Annotated in this window: 13 protein-coding genes and 1 pseudogene; 9 read left to right on the top strand and 5 right to left on the bottom strand. The window is 78.1% G+C overall.

What is annotated here, in order from left to right:
- The first annotated feature begins 59 nt into the window (after nt 1-59).
- Nucleotides 60-800 carry a GntR family transcriptional regulator gene (locus JD79_RS06300; protein ID WP_110004826.1) on the top strand — a complete coding sequence of 247 codons (741 nt, stop codon included), beginning with the start codon at nt 60-62 and terminating at the stop codon, nt 798-800.
- Here the strand turns inward: JD79_RS06300 and JD79_RS06295 are convergent.
- Nucleotides 787-1,920 carry a phosphotransferase gene (locus JD79_RS06295; protein WP_110004825.1) on the bottom strand — a complete coding sequence of 378 codons (1,134 nt, stop codon included), beginning with the start codon at nt 1,918-1,920 and terminating at the stop codon, nt 787-789. The two genes, JD79_RS06300 and JD79_RS06295, sit on opposite strands and share 14 nt — an antisense overlap.
- Before the next feature lie 117 nt (nt 1,921-2,037).
- Between JD79_RS06295 and JD79_RS23540 the strand changes: the two genes are divergently transcribed.
- The 3 genes from JD79_RS23540 (at nt 2,038) to JD79_RS06285 (ending at nt 3,345) form a co-directional block, all read left to right on the top strand.
- Nucleotides 2,038-2,508: a MarR family winged helix-turn-helix transcriptional regulator gene (locus tag JD79_RS23540; protein ID WP_245899809.1), complete on the top strand. Its 471-nt coding sequence runs from the start codon at nt 2,038-2,040 to the stop codon at nt 2,506-2,508.
- Nucleotides 2,505-2,966 (top strand): SRPBCC family protein, encoded by a 462-nt coding sequence (locus JD79_RS23535; protein ID WP_245899807.1) that lies wholly within the window; start codon nt 2,505-2,507, stop codon nt 2,964-2,966. Before JD79_RS23540 ends, JD79_RS23535 begins: the two co-directional genes overlap by 4 nt.
- 115 nt (nt 2,967-3,081) lie before the next feature.
- Nucleotides 3,082-3,345: a GlsB/YeaQ/YmgE family stress response membrane protein gene (locus JD79_RS06285; RefSeq protein WP_110004824.1), complete on the top strand. Its 264-nt coding sequence runs from the start codon at nt 3,082-3,084 to the stop codon at nt 3,343-3,345.
- Nucleotides 3,346-3,384: 39 nt separating this feature from the next.
- Here the strand turns inward: JD79_RS06285 and JD79_RS06280 are convergent, their stop codons facing one another.
- Nucleotides 3,385-4,023 (bottom strand): MBL fold metallo-hydrolase, encoded by a 639-nt coding sequence (locus JD79_RS06280; protein ID WP_110004823.1) that lies wholly within the window; start codon nt 4,021-4,023, stop codon nt 3,385-3,387.
- 105 nt (nt 4,024-4,128) lie between these two features.
- Here JD79_RS06280 and JD79_RS06275 point away from each other — a divergent pair, with 105 nt between their 5' ends.
- Nucleotides 4,129-4,401: a hypothetical protein gene (locus JD79_RS06275; protein WP_110004822.1), complete on the top strand. Its 273-nt coding sequence runs from the start codon at nt 4,129-4,131 to the stop codon at nt 4,399-4,401.
- Between the two features lie 7 nt (nt 4,402-4,408).
- Here the strand turns inward: JD79_RS06275 and JD79_RS06270 are convergent, their stop codons facing one another.
- Together JD79_RS06270 and JD79_RS24475 are read right to left on the bottom strand one after the other, a co-directional pair.
- Nucleotides 4,409-7,054 (bottom strand): LuxR C-terminal-related transcriptional regulator, encoded by a 2,646-nt coding sequence (locus JD79_RS06270; protein ID WP_245900320.1) that lies wholly within the window; start codon nt 7,052-7,054, stop codon nt 4,409-4,411.
- Between the two features lie 1,081 nt (nt 7,055-8,135).
- Nucleotides 8,136-8,879: pseudogene (locus JD79_RS24475) on the bottom strand (Hsp70 family protein); the annotation flags it as partial.
- Between the two features lie 541 nt (nt 8,880-9,420).
- Here JD79_RS24475 and JD79_RS22485 point away from each other — a divergent pair.
- From JD79_RS22485 to JD79_RS06250, 4 genes are all read left to right on the top strand, one after another.
- Entirely contained in the window at nt 9,421-9,981 is a 561-nt protein-coding gene (locus tag JD79_RS22485; RefSeq protein WP_170149135.1) for an IniB N-terminal domain-containing protein, read from the top strand.
- Nucleotides 9,978-10,823: a hypothetical protein gene (locus JD79_RS06260; protein ID WP_146220400.1), complete on the top strand. Its 846-nt coding sequence runs from the start codon at nt 9,978-9,980 to the stop codon at nt 10,821-10,823. Before JD79_RS22485 ends, JD79_RS06260 begins: the two co-directional genes overlap by 4 nt.
- Before the next feature lie 107 nt (nt 10,824-10,930).
- Complete coding sequence (locus JD79_RS06255) at nt 10,931-12,748, top strand: dynamin family protein (protein ID WP_110007481.1); 1,818 nt, start codon at nt 10,931-10,933, stop codon at nt 12,746-12,748.
- A complete protein-coding gene (locus tag JD79_RS06250; protein WP_110004820.1) occupies nt 12,745-14,370 on the top strand; it encodes a dynamin family protein in 1,626 nt (541 codons plus the stop codon). Before JD79_RS06255 ends, JD79_RS06250 begins: the two co-directional genes overlap by 4 nt.
- Nucleotides 14,371-14,969: 599 nt before the next feature.
- Here JD79_RS06250 and JD79_RS06245 read toward each other — a convergent pair.
- Entirely contained in the window at nt 14,970-15,767 is a 798-nt protein-coding gene (locus JD79_RS06245; RefSeq protein ID WP_110007480.1) for an enoyl-CoA hydratase-related protein, read from the bottom strand.
- Nucleotides 15,768-15,804 lie beyond the last annotated feature (37 nt).

The following is a 15,804-nucleotide window of genomic DNA, read 5'->3' as shown; positions in this document are numbered from 1 at the left end:
AGAGACGTCTCATACGACATGACGTCCGCAGACGTCTGCCTCCACCTAGGCTGGCGGCCGTGACGGCAGCGACGGCGGGACCGAAGTACCTCTCGGTCCGCGAGCACCTGCGGCGCCGGGTCGCCGCGATGCCCGAGGGGGCACTGCTGCCCCCGGAGCCCACGCTGTGCGCCGAGTACGGCGTCAGCCGGATCACCCTGCGGCGCGCCGTCGACGGCCTGGTCGCCGACGGCCACCTCGTGCGCGAGCAGGGCCGGGGCACCTACGTCACGCGGCCGGCGATCCGGCACGAGTACCGCGAGAGCTTCGTCCACCGCATCGCCGGCTGGAGCTCGGTGATGGCCGAGCAGGGCGCGCAGGTGGGCACCACGGTGCTCCAGCAGCGGGTGGTCCCCGCGCCCGCGACGGTCGCCACCGAGCTCGCCCTCGACGTCGCCGAGGACGTCGTCGAGCTCGAGCGGCTGCGCAGCGTCGACGGCGCGCCCAACCACGTCGCGCACAGCTTCCTGCCCGCCGAGCTCTACCCGCGGGCCGCCGAGGAGGACTTCAGCGAGGGTTCGCTGTACGACTTCCTCCGGCGCGAGTACGGCGCCGACCTCGCGCACGCCCGCATCGTCGTCGACGTCGGCACCGCCGGCCCGGACGAGGCCGACCTGCTGCGGATCGCCGCCGGGTCCCCGCTGCTCGTCGTCCGCACCACCGTGCGCGACAGCGGCGGGCACCCGCTGGTGCACAGCTTCTCCCGCCTGCGGCCCGACGTCAGCCAGGTCGAGTTCGAGGTCTCGGTCACCGGCCGCTGAGCGGTGCCGGCCGGCGCTGCAGGTCGAGCACCATCCGCACGAAGCCGGCCCGCTCGGCGGCGTGGGCGAGCAGCTCGTCGGTGACCGGCGCGCCCAGGTGGTCCAGGGGCAGGCTGGTGCACGGGTACCGGACGAGCGCCGCGGCGACCGCGGCCCGGTACAGCCGGTCGGCGGGCACCGCGAGCCCCTCGGCGGCCAGCCCCTCCGCGCAGGCGGCGACGGCGACCTCGAGCAGCCCGGGCACCTCGTCGGGCGGCGCGGTCCCGGCCTCCGCCCGGCCGAAGACGAGCGGGACGACGTCGAACCCGGCCGGCGCCGGGGTCGCGGTGCCCCAGTCGAGTGCCACGAACGTGCCCGGCTCGGCCGGGGGGCGCAGCAGGTTGGCCGGGGTGGCGTCCCCGTGCGCGGGCAGCTCGGGCACGCAGCCGAGCTCGTCGACCAGTTCGGGCACGCGGCCGGCCAGCGCCGCCAGGTCGGCGCGCAGGGCGGCCACCTCGGGCAGGCGCATCGCCGGGTGCGTCCACGTGTCGTCCGCGGCCAGCAGCGGCAGCGCGTAGCGGCCCAGCCGGTTGGCCACGTAGTTGCCGAGGAACGAGTCGCAGGGCACCACGATCCGCGGCTCGTCCCGGCGCCGGACCGCCGCGCGGCCCAGGGCGGTGGCCGCACGGCGGACGTCGTCGGCGGTCCACGGCCGGTCGGTGGTCCCGACGTCCTCCAGCCACAGCGTGACCCGCTCGCCCGGACCCTCCTGGGCGTGGACGAGAGCCGGCATCCGCAGGCCCGGCGGCAGGGATGCCGCCGTGCCCGACGTGTAGACGTCGGCCTCGGTGCGCCAGGGGATCTGCGAGTCGATGTAGGCCCGGAGCGGCGGCGGGATCTCCGGCGGGAGGCCCTCGATCGCCCGCTGCAGCTCCTTGGTCACCAGGGACAGCGTCACCGGCCCGTCGGCGTCCCGGGCGCGGACCGTCACGCGGGTCAGCGCCCGGGTGGTGGGCGCGGAGACGCGGTGGCGGATCGGCGTGGCGGTGACGTCGTCGACGGTCAGCCCGGGCCGGCCGGTCCAGCGGCGGAGGGCGGGCAGCAGCTCCTCGGCGGGGGTCCCGCCCGGGAGCGGGGTCACCGGGGCCGCCGGGAGGGGCGGAGGGGACGGGACGGCGCCCGCCGGGGCGAGGTCGGCATCGCGGACTCCGTGGGAGGATGGTCAAGCCGCTTGTCTACCTGGGGAGCGTGGAGCAGCGTGTCCGATCCCGTCAACGGAGACCGGCCGGTACCGGTCACCGCCCTGCTCGAGCAGGCCATGACCTGGATCCGCGACGACCTGTACGCCCTGAGCGACGCGCGGTTCCCGGGCCTGCGGATGCGGCACTACCGGCTGCTCGTGATGCTGCCGCCCGACGGGGAGCGGCTCAGCCGCCTGGCCGCGCACAGCGGCCTCACCAAGCAGGCGCTGGCCCAGGCTCTGGCCCCGCTGGAGGACGGCGGTTACGTCGAGGTGCTGCCCGACGCCTCCGACGGGCGGGCCCGGCTGGTCCGGCTCACCGACCGGGGCCGGGAGGCCGACGAGGCGGTGCGCGGGCGGCTCGACGCCGTCGAGCGGGACTGGGCGCGCCGGGTGGGGGAGGAGCGCTACGCCGTCGCCCGGGGCGTCCTGGCCGATCTCGCACCCGGTCCGGCCGGGTCGCCCGCGGCGGTTACGGTCGAGGAGTGACGACGGCCAGCGGGACCCGGGAGGTGGCCGCCCCGCGCAGCCGGGTGTGGCGGGCGCTGGCCGTGCTGGAGCCCTACTGCGCGGTGTGCGACGTCTCCTACGTCGTCGAGGGGGAGCGGTCCGGCACCGGCGCCCGGTTCGTCTGCGTCCCCGGCCGGCTGGCCGGCGACGAGAGCCCGCGGGACGGCGCCCCCCGCGGCGAGATCGTCGAGTGGGAGCCCGAGCGGCTGGTCGCCACGAGGCTGGAGCTGACCCCCGAGACGTGGACGACGCGGATCGAGCTCGCCGACGCGGGCGACGGCGCCACCCGCGTCACCATCACGCTCACCCACGCGCCGCGGCGGCCGCGGCTGGCCGACCGGCTGGCCCGCCGGGCGATGCAGCAGCTGGTCCAGCGCACGGTCGACGGCGAGCTGGACAAGCTCCCGGCGCACGTCGAGCAGGTCGCCGCAGGGTGATCTCCGTCCCTCGTCCGGGGGGTGGAGGCGTCGGCAGGGCGGGGACGGGTAGGGGAGCCGGCAGCAGCGCCCGGCGACCGGCCGAGTGCCCCATCCCCCTCGTGGAGGACTCGAAGTGATCGGTTTCCTCGTTGCCGGCCTCGTCATCGGTGCCCTCGCCCGGCTGATCGTCCCGGGCAGGCAGCGCCTCGGCATCCTCGCCACCCTGGCCCTCGGACTGGTCGGCTCGCTCATCGGCGGGCTCATCGCCCAGTTCTTCGGCACCGGCGACATCTGGGAGCTCAACGTCCTGGGCTTCGTCCTCGCCGTGGTCGCCGCCGTCCTGCTCATCGGCGTCGCCGAGAGCATCGCCGGCCGCAACCACCGCGCCGTCCGCTGACGCCCGCGGGGGAGTCGGCCGGCCGTTGGTCCCGACGGATCAGAGCTCGACCGACTCCCCCGGGGCCAGGCGGCCGTAGGGGGTGGGCGTCCCCGGGCCGCGCTCGCCGAGCAACCCGCTCATCAGCCCCAGTCCGGTGTCGTTGAGCAGCCCGTCGTGCAGGGCCCAGGCCTGGTCGGCGTCGACCGCCCGCACGTAGTCGATCACCTCCGACGCCTTGCACCACGGCGCGTGCAGCGGCAGCAGCAGCGTGGGCACCGGGGTCCCCGGCACCGTGAACGCGTCCCCGGGGTGGAACACCAGGCCACCCACCAGGAAGCCGACGTTGTGCACCCGCGGCAGCTCCGGGTGGACCACCGCGTGCCACTCGCCGTGCACCTGGACGTCGAAGCCGGCGACGGTCAGCGCGTCGCCGTCGCCCACCGCGTGCACCCGCCCGTCCGCACCCCCGAGCTGCTCGGCGACGGACCGGTTCGTCCACACCTCGAGCGCCGGGTCGGCGTCCATCGCCGCGCGCAGCCGGTCGGGCACGACGTGGTCGACGTGCTCGTGCGTGACCAGGACCGCCGACGCCCCGTCGAGGGCCGCGGGATCGGTGAAGGCGCCCGGGTCGATGACCAGCCGCCGGTCCCCGTCGCTGATCACGACGCAGGCGTGCCCGTGCTTCGTCAGCTCCATGACCGCATCCTGCCGCCGCCTCCGCCCGTCCGCCGCCTCACCCGGACGGGTGAGCGGTGCGCCGCCCGGCTGACGCGGCGCCGGGCGCCTGCCGACCTCCCAGCCATGGCCCCCACCGGCGCTCCCGCCCCCACCGGCGCTGCCGCCCCCACCGCGTTCGCCGCCACCACGTACGCCGCCGCCCGGAGCCGCGCCCACGGCCCGACCGCCGCCCTGTGGCACGCCGTCGAGCTGCACCGGCCGGCCGCCGAGGTCGACGGCGCCTGCGAGCTCACCCTCTGCGGCACCCTGGCCCGCGTCACCCTCGGCGAGGAGTGGCCGACCTCGGCCCGCGACGTCTGCGTCCCCTGCGTCGTCCTCGCCGGCGGCTCGCGCTGACGAGGTCCTAGGCGCCCTCGGCGAGCTCCGCGCGCAGCCGCGCCAGCAGGTCCGAGCGCGTGCCGGCGCCCAGGCGCTGGCGCATCCGCGAGACGTGGTGCTCCACCGTCTTCGCCGAGATGTAGAGCCGGCCGCCGATCTCCCGGTAGGTCCGTCCCTCCACCACCAGCCGGGCCACCTGCCGCTCCCGGTCGCTGAGCGTGCCCGACAGCACCGGCGCCGCCGGCGCCGAGTCCTCCCCGGCCTGGGCCGTCGCCTGGCCCGTCGCCTGGCCCGTCGTCTGGCCCGTCGCCTGAGCCGTCGCCTGGCCCGTCGTCTCGCCCTCCGCGGGGTCGACCAGCGCCCGCGCGCAGGCCAGCAGCGTCGAGCGCACCCGCGGGTCGGTGACCCGCGCCGCGGCCTGGCCCGCCAGCCGGGAGCCGTCCCACCCCAGCCCCGCCGTCCCGAGCGCCTCCGCCGCGGCGACCACCACGGCCGGGTCGATCTCGTCGGTCAGGACGTGCAGCCAGGTCCGCCCGGCCTCGGCCAGCGTCGCGGCGTGCGGGCTGGTCCGGGCCGCGGCCACCAGCGCCGCGGCGTGCGGCCGCAGACCGGCCGGGTCGTCGGTGATGATCGCCGCCTGCGCCCCGCTCCAGTGCAGCGGCGCCGCCCACAGCTCCGGGTCGCCGAGCCGGTGCAGCAGCGCCTGCGCCTCCGCGACGTGGCAGCGCAGCCGGTCGCCGTCGCGCAGCCGCGCCGCGGCCACCACCAGCTCCCCGAGCGGCAGCAGCGTGAACAGGTCCACCGGATGGCGGACGACGGCCTCGCGGGCCCGCACCCACGCCCGCACCAGCCCCGGGACGTCGCTGCTGCGGCGGGCGAGGCCGACCTCGAGGGCCTGCAGGAAGACCTCGTCGCGCGGCTCGAGGGGGCCGTCGTCCTGGGCCTCGGCCATGAGCTCGCGGGCCCGGCCCATCCGGCCGGCCAGCATGGCGATCCAGGCCAGCAGCAGCCGGTGCCGGGGCCGGGCCGGGCGCCCGCCGAGGTCGGTGTCGACCGCCCGCTGCAGCACGGACTCGGCCACGGTGAGCTCGCCGCAGTGCAGCGCCACGAGGGCGGCCAGCGCCGACGGGGTGTCCACCAGCAGCGCGGTCCGGCCCACCGGCTCCAGCAGCGCCGCGGCGCGGGTCAGCGTGGACAGCGCCGCCGCCACGGCGTCCCCGGCGTCCGTGCCCGAGCGCAGCGAGTCGGTGATGCCCTCGGCCATCAGCTGCTCGCTGACCGACACCATCGTCGGCACCGCGGCGGCTCCGCTCCGCGCCTCGGCGACCACCCGGGCCGCCGCCTCCCGGTCCCCGGTGGCCAGCAGCGCCAGGGCGGCCGACCCCGCGTGCTCGGCGCCGGCCAGCCGGTAGAGCTCCGCGGCGCGACCCATCAGCCCGCGTCGCGCCAGCACCGCCGCGACCACGCCGGCGGCGCGCGGGCGGTCCGCGGCCCCGGGGTCGGCGAGGGCGGCGTCGGCCCACCGCACCGCACCGTCGAGGTCTCCGGTCAGGGCGGCGGCCTGCGCGCGGCGCGCGGCCAGCCCGGCGACCGGGGCCCCGCTGTCCGCGGCCGCCCCCAGCAGCTGCCCGGCCAGGGCGGGGTCGGCGGTGAGCGCGGCGTCGGCGTGCCGCTCGAGCAGGGCCGCGGCCCGCGGGTCGCGCACCCGCTCCGCGGCCAGGCCCAGCGCCAGCCCGACCGGCTCCTCGCCGCGCTCGACCAGCAGGCCGAGCAGCGCCCGCCGGGTGCGCCGGGTGACGTCGGCGGGGGTGGCGGCCAGCAGCACCTCCTGCGCCAGCGGCACCACCCGTCCGTCGGGGAGGAGCCAGCCGGTGGCCCGGCCCGCGGCGATGAGCTCGGCCACCCGGGCCTCCGGCACGTCCAGCAGCCCGCCGAGGACGTCGTCGTCCAGCGGCGCACCGGCCGCGACGGCGTGCAGCAGCGCGCGGGTCCGCTCGTCGAGCGCGTCGAGGTCGGCGTGCAGCAGCGCCGAGACCTCCTCGGGGGTCCGGCTCGGGTCCACCGCCCCCGGCCGTCCCCCGCGCCGGGCCAGCGAGCGCAGCAGGCAGTGCACCAGGGCGGGCACCCCGCCGGTCCGGGCGAGGACGGCGTCGCTGAGCGCGGGCGTCGCGGCTGGGCCCAGGCGGGCGCGCGTCCAGCCGTCGACCGCGGCGCGGTCGGCGTGCCCGAGGACCACGGACTGCCGGTGTCCGGGAGCCGCCTCGGCGACGTCGGCCAGGAGCGCGGTCAGCTCGGCGGGGCGGGGCCAGGGCCGTGAGGCGACGACGACGCGGCCGGCCGGCTGCGCGAGGGCGCGCCGCACGCGGTCGGCGACCTCCCCGGACATCCGGTGGGCGTCGTCCACGACGAGGACGAACCCGCCGGTCACGGCGTCCGGGTCGGTCGTGCGCCCGTCGACGACCGTCAGGCCGGCGCGCCGGTGGACCGCGGCCAGGTCGTCCAGCAGGTGGGTCTTGCCGCTCCCGGCCGGCCCGGTGACGACGACGGCGCGTGCCCCGGCGGCCCGGAGGACGGCCTCGGCCGGCCCGGTGCCGCCGACCGGAGCCGGGCCGGGCGGACGCGGGCCGGGGACACGGGCGGCCGCGGCGGCGGAGTGCACGCCGGTGCTCACGGGGCCTCCGGGGTGGCGGCGCCGGTCGTCCCCGTGTCGGTCGTCCCTGGGTCGGTCGTCCCGGCGTCCCCGGCGGTGGTGTCGCCGGCGGGGGTCTCGTCGGCCGGCGGGGGGTCGGGGACCGGCTCGGGGTCCGGCTCCGGCGGCGTCGTCCCGGTGGGCGGCGCCGGCTCCTCCGGCGGGTCGGGGTCTCCGCCGGCGGGGTGGTGTCCGGGGGCGGGGCCGTCGTGGTCGGCGTCGTGGTGCCGGCGGTGGTCCCCGGAGGAGTGCCGGTCCCGGTGACGGGCGCCGTCGTCCCCGGGGCGGTCGTGCCCGTCGCCGGCGGCTGTGCGCCCTGCGCCGTCGCGGTGTCCGGCGAGGAGGCGGCCGCGGCGGAGGCCGTGCCACCGGCGGCCGTCGGGCTCGCCGCACCCGTCGCCGCCCCGGTCGTGGTGCCGGCCGCGCTGCCGGCCGGGCTGCCGGTCGTCGCGCCGGCCGCGCTGCCCGTGGCGGAGCCGGGCGCGGACCCCGTCGCCGCGGCCGGGACCGCACCGGGAGCGCCCGGTGCCGCGGCCGGGTCGTCGCCCGCCGTCCCGCCGGCGGCGGAGCGCGGCCGGGGAGCCGGTGTCCCGCTGCCGTCCCCGAGCACCGCGCCGGCGGCCGCGGGGGACGCCCCGCTGGGGAGGGTGCCGGCGTCCTCCGCGGCCTCCGCCTGGGCGACGGGGCCGCTCCCCTGGTCGGGCGCCGAGGTGTCCCCGGCGCCGAGCACGCCGGCCAGGGCCGGCGGCAGCACGAGCAGCAGCGCCAGCAGGACACCGACGACCACGGTGCGCTCGGTGCGGCGGGGCCGGGCCGGTTCGGCCGGGCTCCCCGCGGGGCGCCGGGCGCCGGCAGGTCCCCGCGGCGGGGCGGTGGGCGCCCCGCGCCGGTCGGCGCGGGGCGCCGCGTCGTCGACGGCGAGGAGCACGGGAGCCGGTGCCTCGACGGGGGGTGCCGCCGTGGCGATCGTGTCCGGGGCGGGGTCCCCGGCGGCCAGTGCCTCGGCGGCGAGTGCCTCGGCGGCGAGTGCCTCGGCGGCGAGTGCCTCGGCGGCGAGACCGGCCGCGCCCAGGGCGACCGTGAGCGCCGGGTCGGCGCCGAGGACCAGCGGCCGGCCGAGCTCTCCGGAGAGCACCTCGGCGACCAGCGGCATGCGGGACCCGCCGCCGGTGAGGACCACCGCGTCCAGGTCACCGGCGTCCAGGCCGGCCGCCTCGACGGCGGCGCCGAGCCGGGCGGCCGACTCCTCGACGGGTCCGGTGACCAGCTCGTCGAGCTCCTCGCGGGTGATCCGCACCGTCTCGGCCCCGGCCGTCACCCGGGCAGCGGTCTCGACCGCGAGGACCTCCTTGGCCCCCACGCAGGAGCGCCGCAGCGCGGTGGCGGCCGGCCCGTCCAGGGCGCCGGTCAGGCACCCCCGGACGTGGCCGACGAGCAGGTCGTCGACGTCCCGGCCACCCCAGGGGAGGGGCGCGGGCGGGGTCGCCAGGTGCACCGGCAGCGCGGCGTCGGTGTCGGCGGGGTCAGGGCCGACGACGGCGACGTCGAGGGTGGCCGCGCCCAGGTCGTACACGGCGACGGTCGGCCGGTCCGGGAGCTCCCCGGCGGTGGTGTGCGCGGCGACGGCGGCGACGGCGGCCGAGACGAGGGTGAACCGCGGCGTGCCGGCCTCCTGCAGCGCGGTGGCCAGGGCGCCCCGGCGGTGACCGGACCAGGACGGCGGCACGGTCACGACCGTCCAGGCGTCCGGCCGGCCCTCCTGCGCCTGCGCCGCGGCCCGCACCTGCCGCACCACCCCGGCCAGCACCGCGGCGGCGGGGACGGGACGGCGCCCCAGGTACAGCGGCGTCGCGGCGCCGACCCGCGCCAGGACGCGGACCGACCCCCCGTCGGCGGGCGCGCCCAGCCGGACGCCGTCGTCGGTGAGCGCGAGCGCGGCGGGACCCGGGCCGGCGTCCCCCAGGGGGAGCGGCCGGGCCTCCCCGGTCCCCCCGCGGCAGACCGCAGCGGCGACCGTCCCGTCGCCGATGTCGATGCCCAGCCCGTACTCGCCGTCGCGCACAGGTACCCCCCGTCGCACCGTCGCCGGCCCACTCCCTGAGCCGGTACGTGGCCGGACCGTATGTCGAACACGTAACGGCTGTCCCGTTCCTCCCCCCTGTCACTTCCTCCCCGGCGGCAAGTGGGGGGCGACACCCCGGGGCCCCCTAACGGGGAGTCAGCGGACACCCCCCAACGCGGTACCGCGGCAGGGGGCGGACACCCGATGCCCGGTCGTGGAGGGGGCGGTTGGACTGCCCTCGCCAGCCGGCCGACGGCGGACGGCTTCCCGACACGGAGGACCAGCCATGACGAACCTCGCGAGTTCGCTGCTCGACTTCATCCTCGACCTGTTCCGCGACCCCGAGGCCGCCGAGGCCTACGCGGCCGACCCGGCCGGCGCGCTGGCCGCCGCGGGTGTGGACGCCACGCCGGCCGAGGTCGACGACCTCATGCCGATGGTGGCCGGGTACGCGCCGGTCAGCTGGGGCGGTGGCCACGGCGGTGGGCACGGCGGCGAGCACGGCGGCCACGGTGGCGGTGGGTACGGCGGCGGCCACGGGGGCGGTGGCCACCACGGCGGTGGCAAGGACGACGACCACGGCGGCGGCCACGGCGGCGGTCACGGCCGGCACGGCGACTGCGACGACGACGAGGCGCCCGGCCACGCCCCGCCCCCGCGCCCGCCCACTGCGACGACGACGACGACCACGGCCCCGCGCCGGCCCCCGACCACGACGGTCCGGGCTGCGACACCGACGACGACCACGGCGGCGGTCACGGTGGCGGTCACGGCGGCGGTCATGGTGGCGGTCATGGTGGCGGCCACGCCCCCGCCCCGGCCGGCGGCAGCGAGACGGTGGTCATGACCCACCTGCAGAACATCTCGGTGACCTACACCGACGTCGACGTGGAGATCGACGCGTCGCACAGCATCTGGGTCAGCGGCGACGCGCAGGCCATCTTCGGCGACGACAACATCGTCTCCGACGACGGCGTCGCGGCCGGCGGCGACGTCAAGGGCGTCGAGATCGACAACAGCGACGACGACGTCACCGTCACCGACTCGGGCAACAGCTACGAGGTCTCCGGCGACGGCAACTCCGTCGGCCACGGCAACACGACGGACAACTCGGACAACTCCACGACCGACGAGTCCGACAACTCGGTGCACGTGGACAACTCCGTCAACGGGTCCTTCAACGGCAACGACGTCACCCTCGGGGACGACAGCCCGATCATCGAGGGCTCCGCGGGCGTCGAGACCGGCGACGGCAGCGTCGTGGGTGGTGACCAGGTCGGCAGCGAGAACGAGGGCGGCACGAACACCACCGCCAACAACGGCGGCCAGGTCGGCGACTCGAACGACGGGGACGACGGCAACACGTCGGTCGACCTGGACAACGTCGGCAACGACCACTCGGTCAACGACTCCCTGAACGACAACGACCTGTCCCAGGACAACGACGGGATCGACGACTCCCTCAACGACAACGACCTGTCCCAGGACAACGACGGGATCGACGACTCCCTCAACAACAACGACCTGTCCGACGACGACCTGGTCGACGTGGACGACTCCGGGAACAACAACGACCTGTCCGACGACGACGGGATCGACGACTCCCTGAACCACAACGACCTGTCCGACGACGACCTGGTCGACGACTCGCCGGTGGTCATCGTCGAGCCCGACCACGCCGCCTACTGATCCCTCCCACCCGCGCCCGGCCCCGGTGCCCAGTGCCCCGGGGCCGGGCTGCTCCCTGTCCGCGACCGGGCCCCGGGTGGTAGACCGGGCCCGGAGAGGAGGTGGCCGTGGTCACACCGGAACAGCTCGCCGACCGGGCGCTGGCGCTCGCCGACGAGTGCGAGCGCCCCGACCTGCACCGCCGGCTCACCCAGGCGCGCGGCCGGCACGCCGCCCCGGGCGTGCGGGTCCTGGTCCTGGGGGAGCCCAAGCAGGGCAAGAGCTCCCTGGTCAACGCCCTGACCGGGGTGCCGGTCTGCCCGGTCGCCGACGACGTCGCCACCCTCGTGCCCACGGTCGTGCGCAACGGGGACGCGCCGCGGGCCACGCTCGTGCGGGCGGTGGGCCCGACGTCCGGGGAGCCGGGTGCCGAGGTCGCCACCGAGCGGGTGCCCGTGCCGGTGGAGACGGTCGCCGCCCGCGTCACCGGGCCCGGCGCCGAGCGGATCGTCCAGGCGGAGGTGGAGCTGCCGCGGCGGCTGCTCGCGGGCGGGCTGGAGCTGGTCGACACCGCCGGCGTCGGCGGCCTCGGCGTCGCGCACGCGCTGAGCACGCTGGACCTGCTGCCCACCGCCGACGCCGTCGTCTTCGTCTCCGACGCCAGCCAGGAGTTCACCGCGCCGGAGATGGCGCTGCTCGAGCAGGCCACCGCGCTGTGCCCGACGGTCGTCTGCGTCCTGACCAAGACCGACGCCTGTCCCGACTGGCGGCGCATCGCCGACCTCGACCGCGGCCACCTGGCCGCCCGCGGGCTGGACGCGCCGCTGTTCGCCGTCTCCTCGACGCTGGCGCTGCTCGCCGTGCAGGCCCGCGACCGCGAGCTGCACGAGGAGTCCGGCCTGGGCCCGCTGGTCGCCCACCTGCAGGACGAGGTGGCCGGCCGCGCCGCGTCGCTGGCCCGCCGCTCCCTCGTGCACGACCTCACCGCCGTCACCGGCCACCTGTCCCTGGCGCTGCGCTCGGAGCTGCGCAGCCTGGAGGACCCGGCCTCGCGCGAGGCGCTGCTCGCCGAGCTGGACGAGGCCCGCACCGCCGTCGACGAGCAGCGCCGCCGCTCCTCGCGGTGGCAGCAGGTGCTCAGCGACGGCGTCACCGACCTCATGGCCGACATCGACCACGACCTGCGGGACCGCTCGCGGGTCGTCGTCCGCGAGGCCGAGGAGGTCATCGCCGCCCGCGACCCGGGGCCGGCCTGGCCGGAGATCACCGCGTGGCTCGACCAGCGCATCGCCGCCGCGGTGGCCGACAGCTACGTCTGGGCCGAGCAGCGGTCCCGCTGGCTGGCCGAGCAGGTGGTCGAGCAGGTCACCCGCGACGGCGGCGGCTCGGTCCCGGCGCTGGAGGTCGGCGCCGCCGGGGACGCGCTCGACACCCTCGTCGACCTCCCCGGCATGGACGACGGCTCGCTGACGCTGCGCGAGCGGACGCTGATCGGCCTGCGCGGGTCCTACACCGGCGTGCTGATGACCGGCCTGGTCACGAGCCTGGCAGGGCTGGCGATCATCAACCCGTTCTCACTGGCCGCCGGCGTCGTGCTGGGCCGCAAGGCCTACAACGACGACGCCAAGCAGCGGCGGCAGCGGCGCGAGTCGGAGGCCCGCACGGTGGTGCGCCGGCACCTCGACGAGGTGGTGTTCCAGGTGGGCAAGCACCTCAAGGACCGGTTGCGGGCGGTCCAGCGCACGCTGCGCGACCTGGTCACCGACACCACCGACGAGACCGCCCGCACCCTCGCCGACGCGGTCAAGGCGGCCCAGCGCTCGGCGAAGGAGGCCACCGCCGACCACGAGGCCCGCATCCGCGTGCTGCGGGCCCGCCTCGACCGCCTCGACCGGCTCACCGCCGACGTCGCCCGCCTGGACCGCGCCCCGGTGCCCACCCCGTGACCGGTCCCGTCCCCGACGGCGTCCGGGCCCTCCTGGACGACGCCCTCGTCCGCTGGGCGGACGTGCCGGAGGCGGCCGCGCGGCTGGCCGCGGCGCGCCGGCGGCTGGACGAGCCGCTGCGCGTGGCGCTGGTCGGCCGGGTGAAGGCGGGCAAGTCCACGCTGCTCAACGCGCTCGTGGGCGCCCGGGTGGCACCGACCGACGCCGGGGAGTGCACCCGGGTGGTGACCGAGTACCGGCACGGCGCGGTGCCCCGCGTCGTCCTGCACGGCACCGACGGCGTCACCCGCGACCTGCCGGTGCGCCGGGCCGGCGGCGGCCTCCGGCTCGACCTGGCCGGCACGCCGCCGGAGGACGTCACCGCGCTGGTCGTCGACTGGCCCTCGCCGGACCTGCTCGGCGCCACCCTCGTCGACACCCCGGGCACCGGCTCGCTGTCGGTGGGCACCAGCGACCGCACGCACGCCTTCCTCGGCACCGAGGCCGGCCTCGCCGGCGCCGACGCCGTCGTCCACCTGACCCGCCAGCCGCAGCCCGACGACCTCGCCGTCCTGAGCGCCTTCCAGGCCGCCACCGGCGCCACCGGCACCCTGACGACGACGATCACCGTGCTCTCCCGGGCCGACGAGGTCGGCGCCGGGCGGATCGACGCGCTGCAGGCGGCCGCGGCGGTGGCCCGCCGGATGTCGGCGGACCCGCAGCTGCGGGCGGTCAGCTCAGCGGTGGTGCCGGTGGCGGGGCAGCTGGCCCTGGCCGGCCGTACGCTGCGGCACGGCGACCTGGTGGCCCTGCGCGCGCTCGCCGGGGCCGACCCCGCCGCGGTGACCGCGATGCTGCTCACCGCCGACCGCTTCTGCCGGCCCGAGTCCGCCGTCCCGCTGTCGGCCGAGGTCCGGGCCGGGCTGCTCGACCGGCTGGGCCTGTTCGGCATCCGGCTGTCGGTCGCGCTGGTGCGGGCCGGGATCGGCGACGCCGACGCGCTGGCCGGGGAGCTGCTGCGCCGCAGCGGCCTGACCGAGCTGCAGCGGCTGCTCGCGGTGCACTTCACCGACCGCGGCGGGCCGGTGCGGGCCGCGGCGGCGCTGCGGCTGGTGGAGGAGCTGCTCGAGGCGCACCCGGTCGACGGCGCCGACGCCGTGCGGGCGGAGGCCGAGCGGATCCGGCTGGCCTCCGACGACGTCGCCGAACTGGCCCTGCTGGCCCGGACGCGGGCGCCCGGCGGCCCCCTCCCGGCGGCGCTGTTGGCCGAGGCCGAGCGCCTGCTCGGCGCCGCGGGGACCACGCCGGCCGACCGGCTGGGGCTGCCCGAGGGGACGCCGGCCGGGGCGCTGCGGACCGTGGCGGTGCAGGCGCTGCGGCGGTGGCGGGAGGTGGCGGCCGACCCGCTCGGCGACCGCGCGGCGGCCGACGCCGCCGACGTCGTCGTCCGGTCCTGCGAGGGCGTGCTCGCCGCCCTCGAGGACTCCTCAGCCGGGGCGGAACCAGGCCCGCGCGGAGCGGCTGAACAGCGGGAGCGGGACGAGGAGGAACAGCCCGGCGGCGCCGATGAGCGCGAGCCGGTCGAGGTCGGCGTCGCCGGCCGCGGTGCTCTGCGCCAGGTCCAGGACCAGCAGGGTCGGTAGCAGCAGCGCCAGGAGCACCCAGCGCGCCCACGCGCGGCGCCGCAGCGCGAGCGCGGTGCCGGCCGCCACGAGCGCGGTCACCAGCGCGACCGCGCCGACCACCATGGCGATCGTCGCCGCCACCGCGTCGGAGACCTCCGCCGCCGACGCGGCCGGGTCCCCGGCGGTCGCGGTCGCTGTCAGCCGCGCGTCGAGGGCCGCACGGTCGAGCAGCATCGCGACCAGGCCGGCGGCGGCGGTGAGGGCCGCGGCCCAGCAGAGCAGGCCGGAGGCGCGGACGGCGCGGGGGCGCGGGGGCACCGCCGGGGTGAGCGGCGGGGCGAGGGAGCTGGTGAGCGGGGGCGCGCCGGGGCCGGCCGGTCCGCGGCGTCCCCGGGGCGGACCGGCCGGCGCGGCAGCGGCCGTTCCCCCGCGGCCGTCCCGGCCGTGCCTGCGTCCACCGTGGCCCCCTCCACTCGCGTGGGGACCACCGTGTCACCGTGCGGCAGCCGCACCCGGGTGCCGGACCGGGTGGCCGGACGGACCCCACCGTGTCGGTACTCCGGGCGACCCCGGCATCGCGCTCCGTGGAGCCGAGGGGCCCTTGTAGCGCTGTCGGCTCACCTGCCGGTGAACCGGGGCGGGCGCTTGGCGAGGAAGGCCTCGACCGCCTCGGCGTGGTCGGCGGTGCGGCCGAGCTCGGTCTGCAGCCGGGCCTCGAGCGCGAGCGTCGCCTCCAGCGAGTCGGTCGGCGCGGTGGCCAGCACGGTCTTGACCGCGCGGTAGGCCGCCGTCGGCCCGGCCGCGAGCCGCTCGGCCAGGGCCCGCGCCTCACCGGCCACCTCGCCGGCCTCGACCACCCGGTGCACCAGGCCCCACTGCAGCGCGGTCTCGGCCGGGAAGGCGTCGGGGAGCAGCAGCAGCTCGGTGGCGCGGGCGACGCCCACGCTGTGCACGAGCCGGGCGGCGAGCGCGGAGTCGCTGGACAGGCCGATGCCGGTGAACGCCGTCGTGAACTTGGCGCCGGCGGCGGCCACCCGCAGGTCACCGGCCATCGCCAGCCCCAGGCCCGCTCCGGCGCACGCCCCGTTGACGCCGACGACGACCGGCACCCGCAGCGCCGACAACGCCAGGACCAGCGGGTTGTACTCGTCCTCGACCACCGAGAGGGACGTCGCCGCGTCGCCGCGCAGCGACTCCACGTGCTCGCCGAGGTCCTGGCCCACGCAGAACGCGCGGCCGGTGCCGGTGAGCAGGACCGCGCGCACCGACCCGTCCTCGGCGATGCCCTGCACCACCTCGAGCAGCTCGCGGCGCATCGCCCGGGAGATGCCCGGCTTCTGCAGCGTGACCGTCGCGACGCCGCCGGCGTCCTCGCGGGTCACCGTGGTGGCCGTTCCCGTCGTCGTCTCGGACATGCCGGTCACCCTGCCACGCACCCGCCCGGGTGCGGTG

The sequence above is a fragment of the Geodermatophilus normandii genome (genome assembly GCF_003182485.1).
Taxonomy (GTDB): domain Bacteria; phylum Actinomycetota; class Actinomycetes; order Mycobacteriales; family Geodermatophilaceae; genus Geodermatophilus; species Geodermatophilus normandii.
The sequence above is the reverse complement of the archived record's forward strand: the minus strand, read 5'-3'. Positions and strand labels throughout refer to the sequence as shown.

Bases quoted from the DNA above. Each gene is read 5' to 3' on its own strand.
- JD79_RS06275 (WP_110004822.1), top strand. From the start codon at position 4,129: ATGGCCCCCACCGGCGCTCCCGCCCCCACCGGCGCTGCCGCCCCCACC.
- JD79_RS22485 (WP_170149135.1), top strand. From the start codon at position 9,421: ATGACGAACCTCGCGAGTTCGCTGCTCGACTTCATCCTCGACCTGTTC.
- JD79_RS06245 (WP_110007480.1), bottom strand. From the start codon at position 15,767: ATGTCCGAGACGACGACGGGAACGGCCACCACGGTGACCCGCGAGGAC.
- JD79_RS06280 (WP_110004823.1), bottom strand. From the start codon at position 4,023: ATGGAGCTGACGAAGCACGGGCACGCCTGCGTCGTGATCAGCGACGGG.
- JD79_RS06260 (WP_146220400.1), top strand. From the start codon at position 9,978: ATGACCCACCTGCAGAACATCTCGGTGACCTACACCGACGTCGACGTG.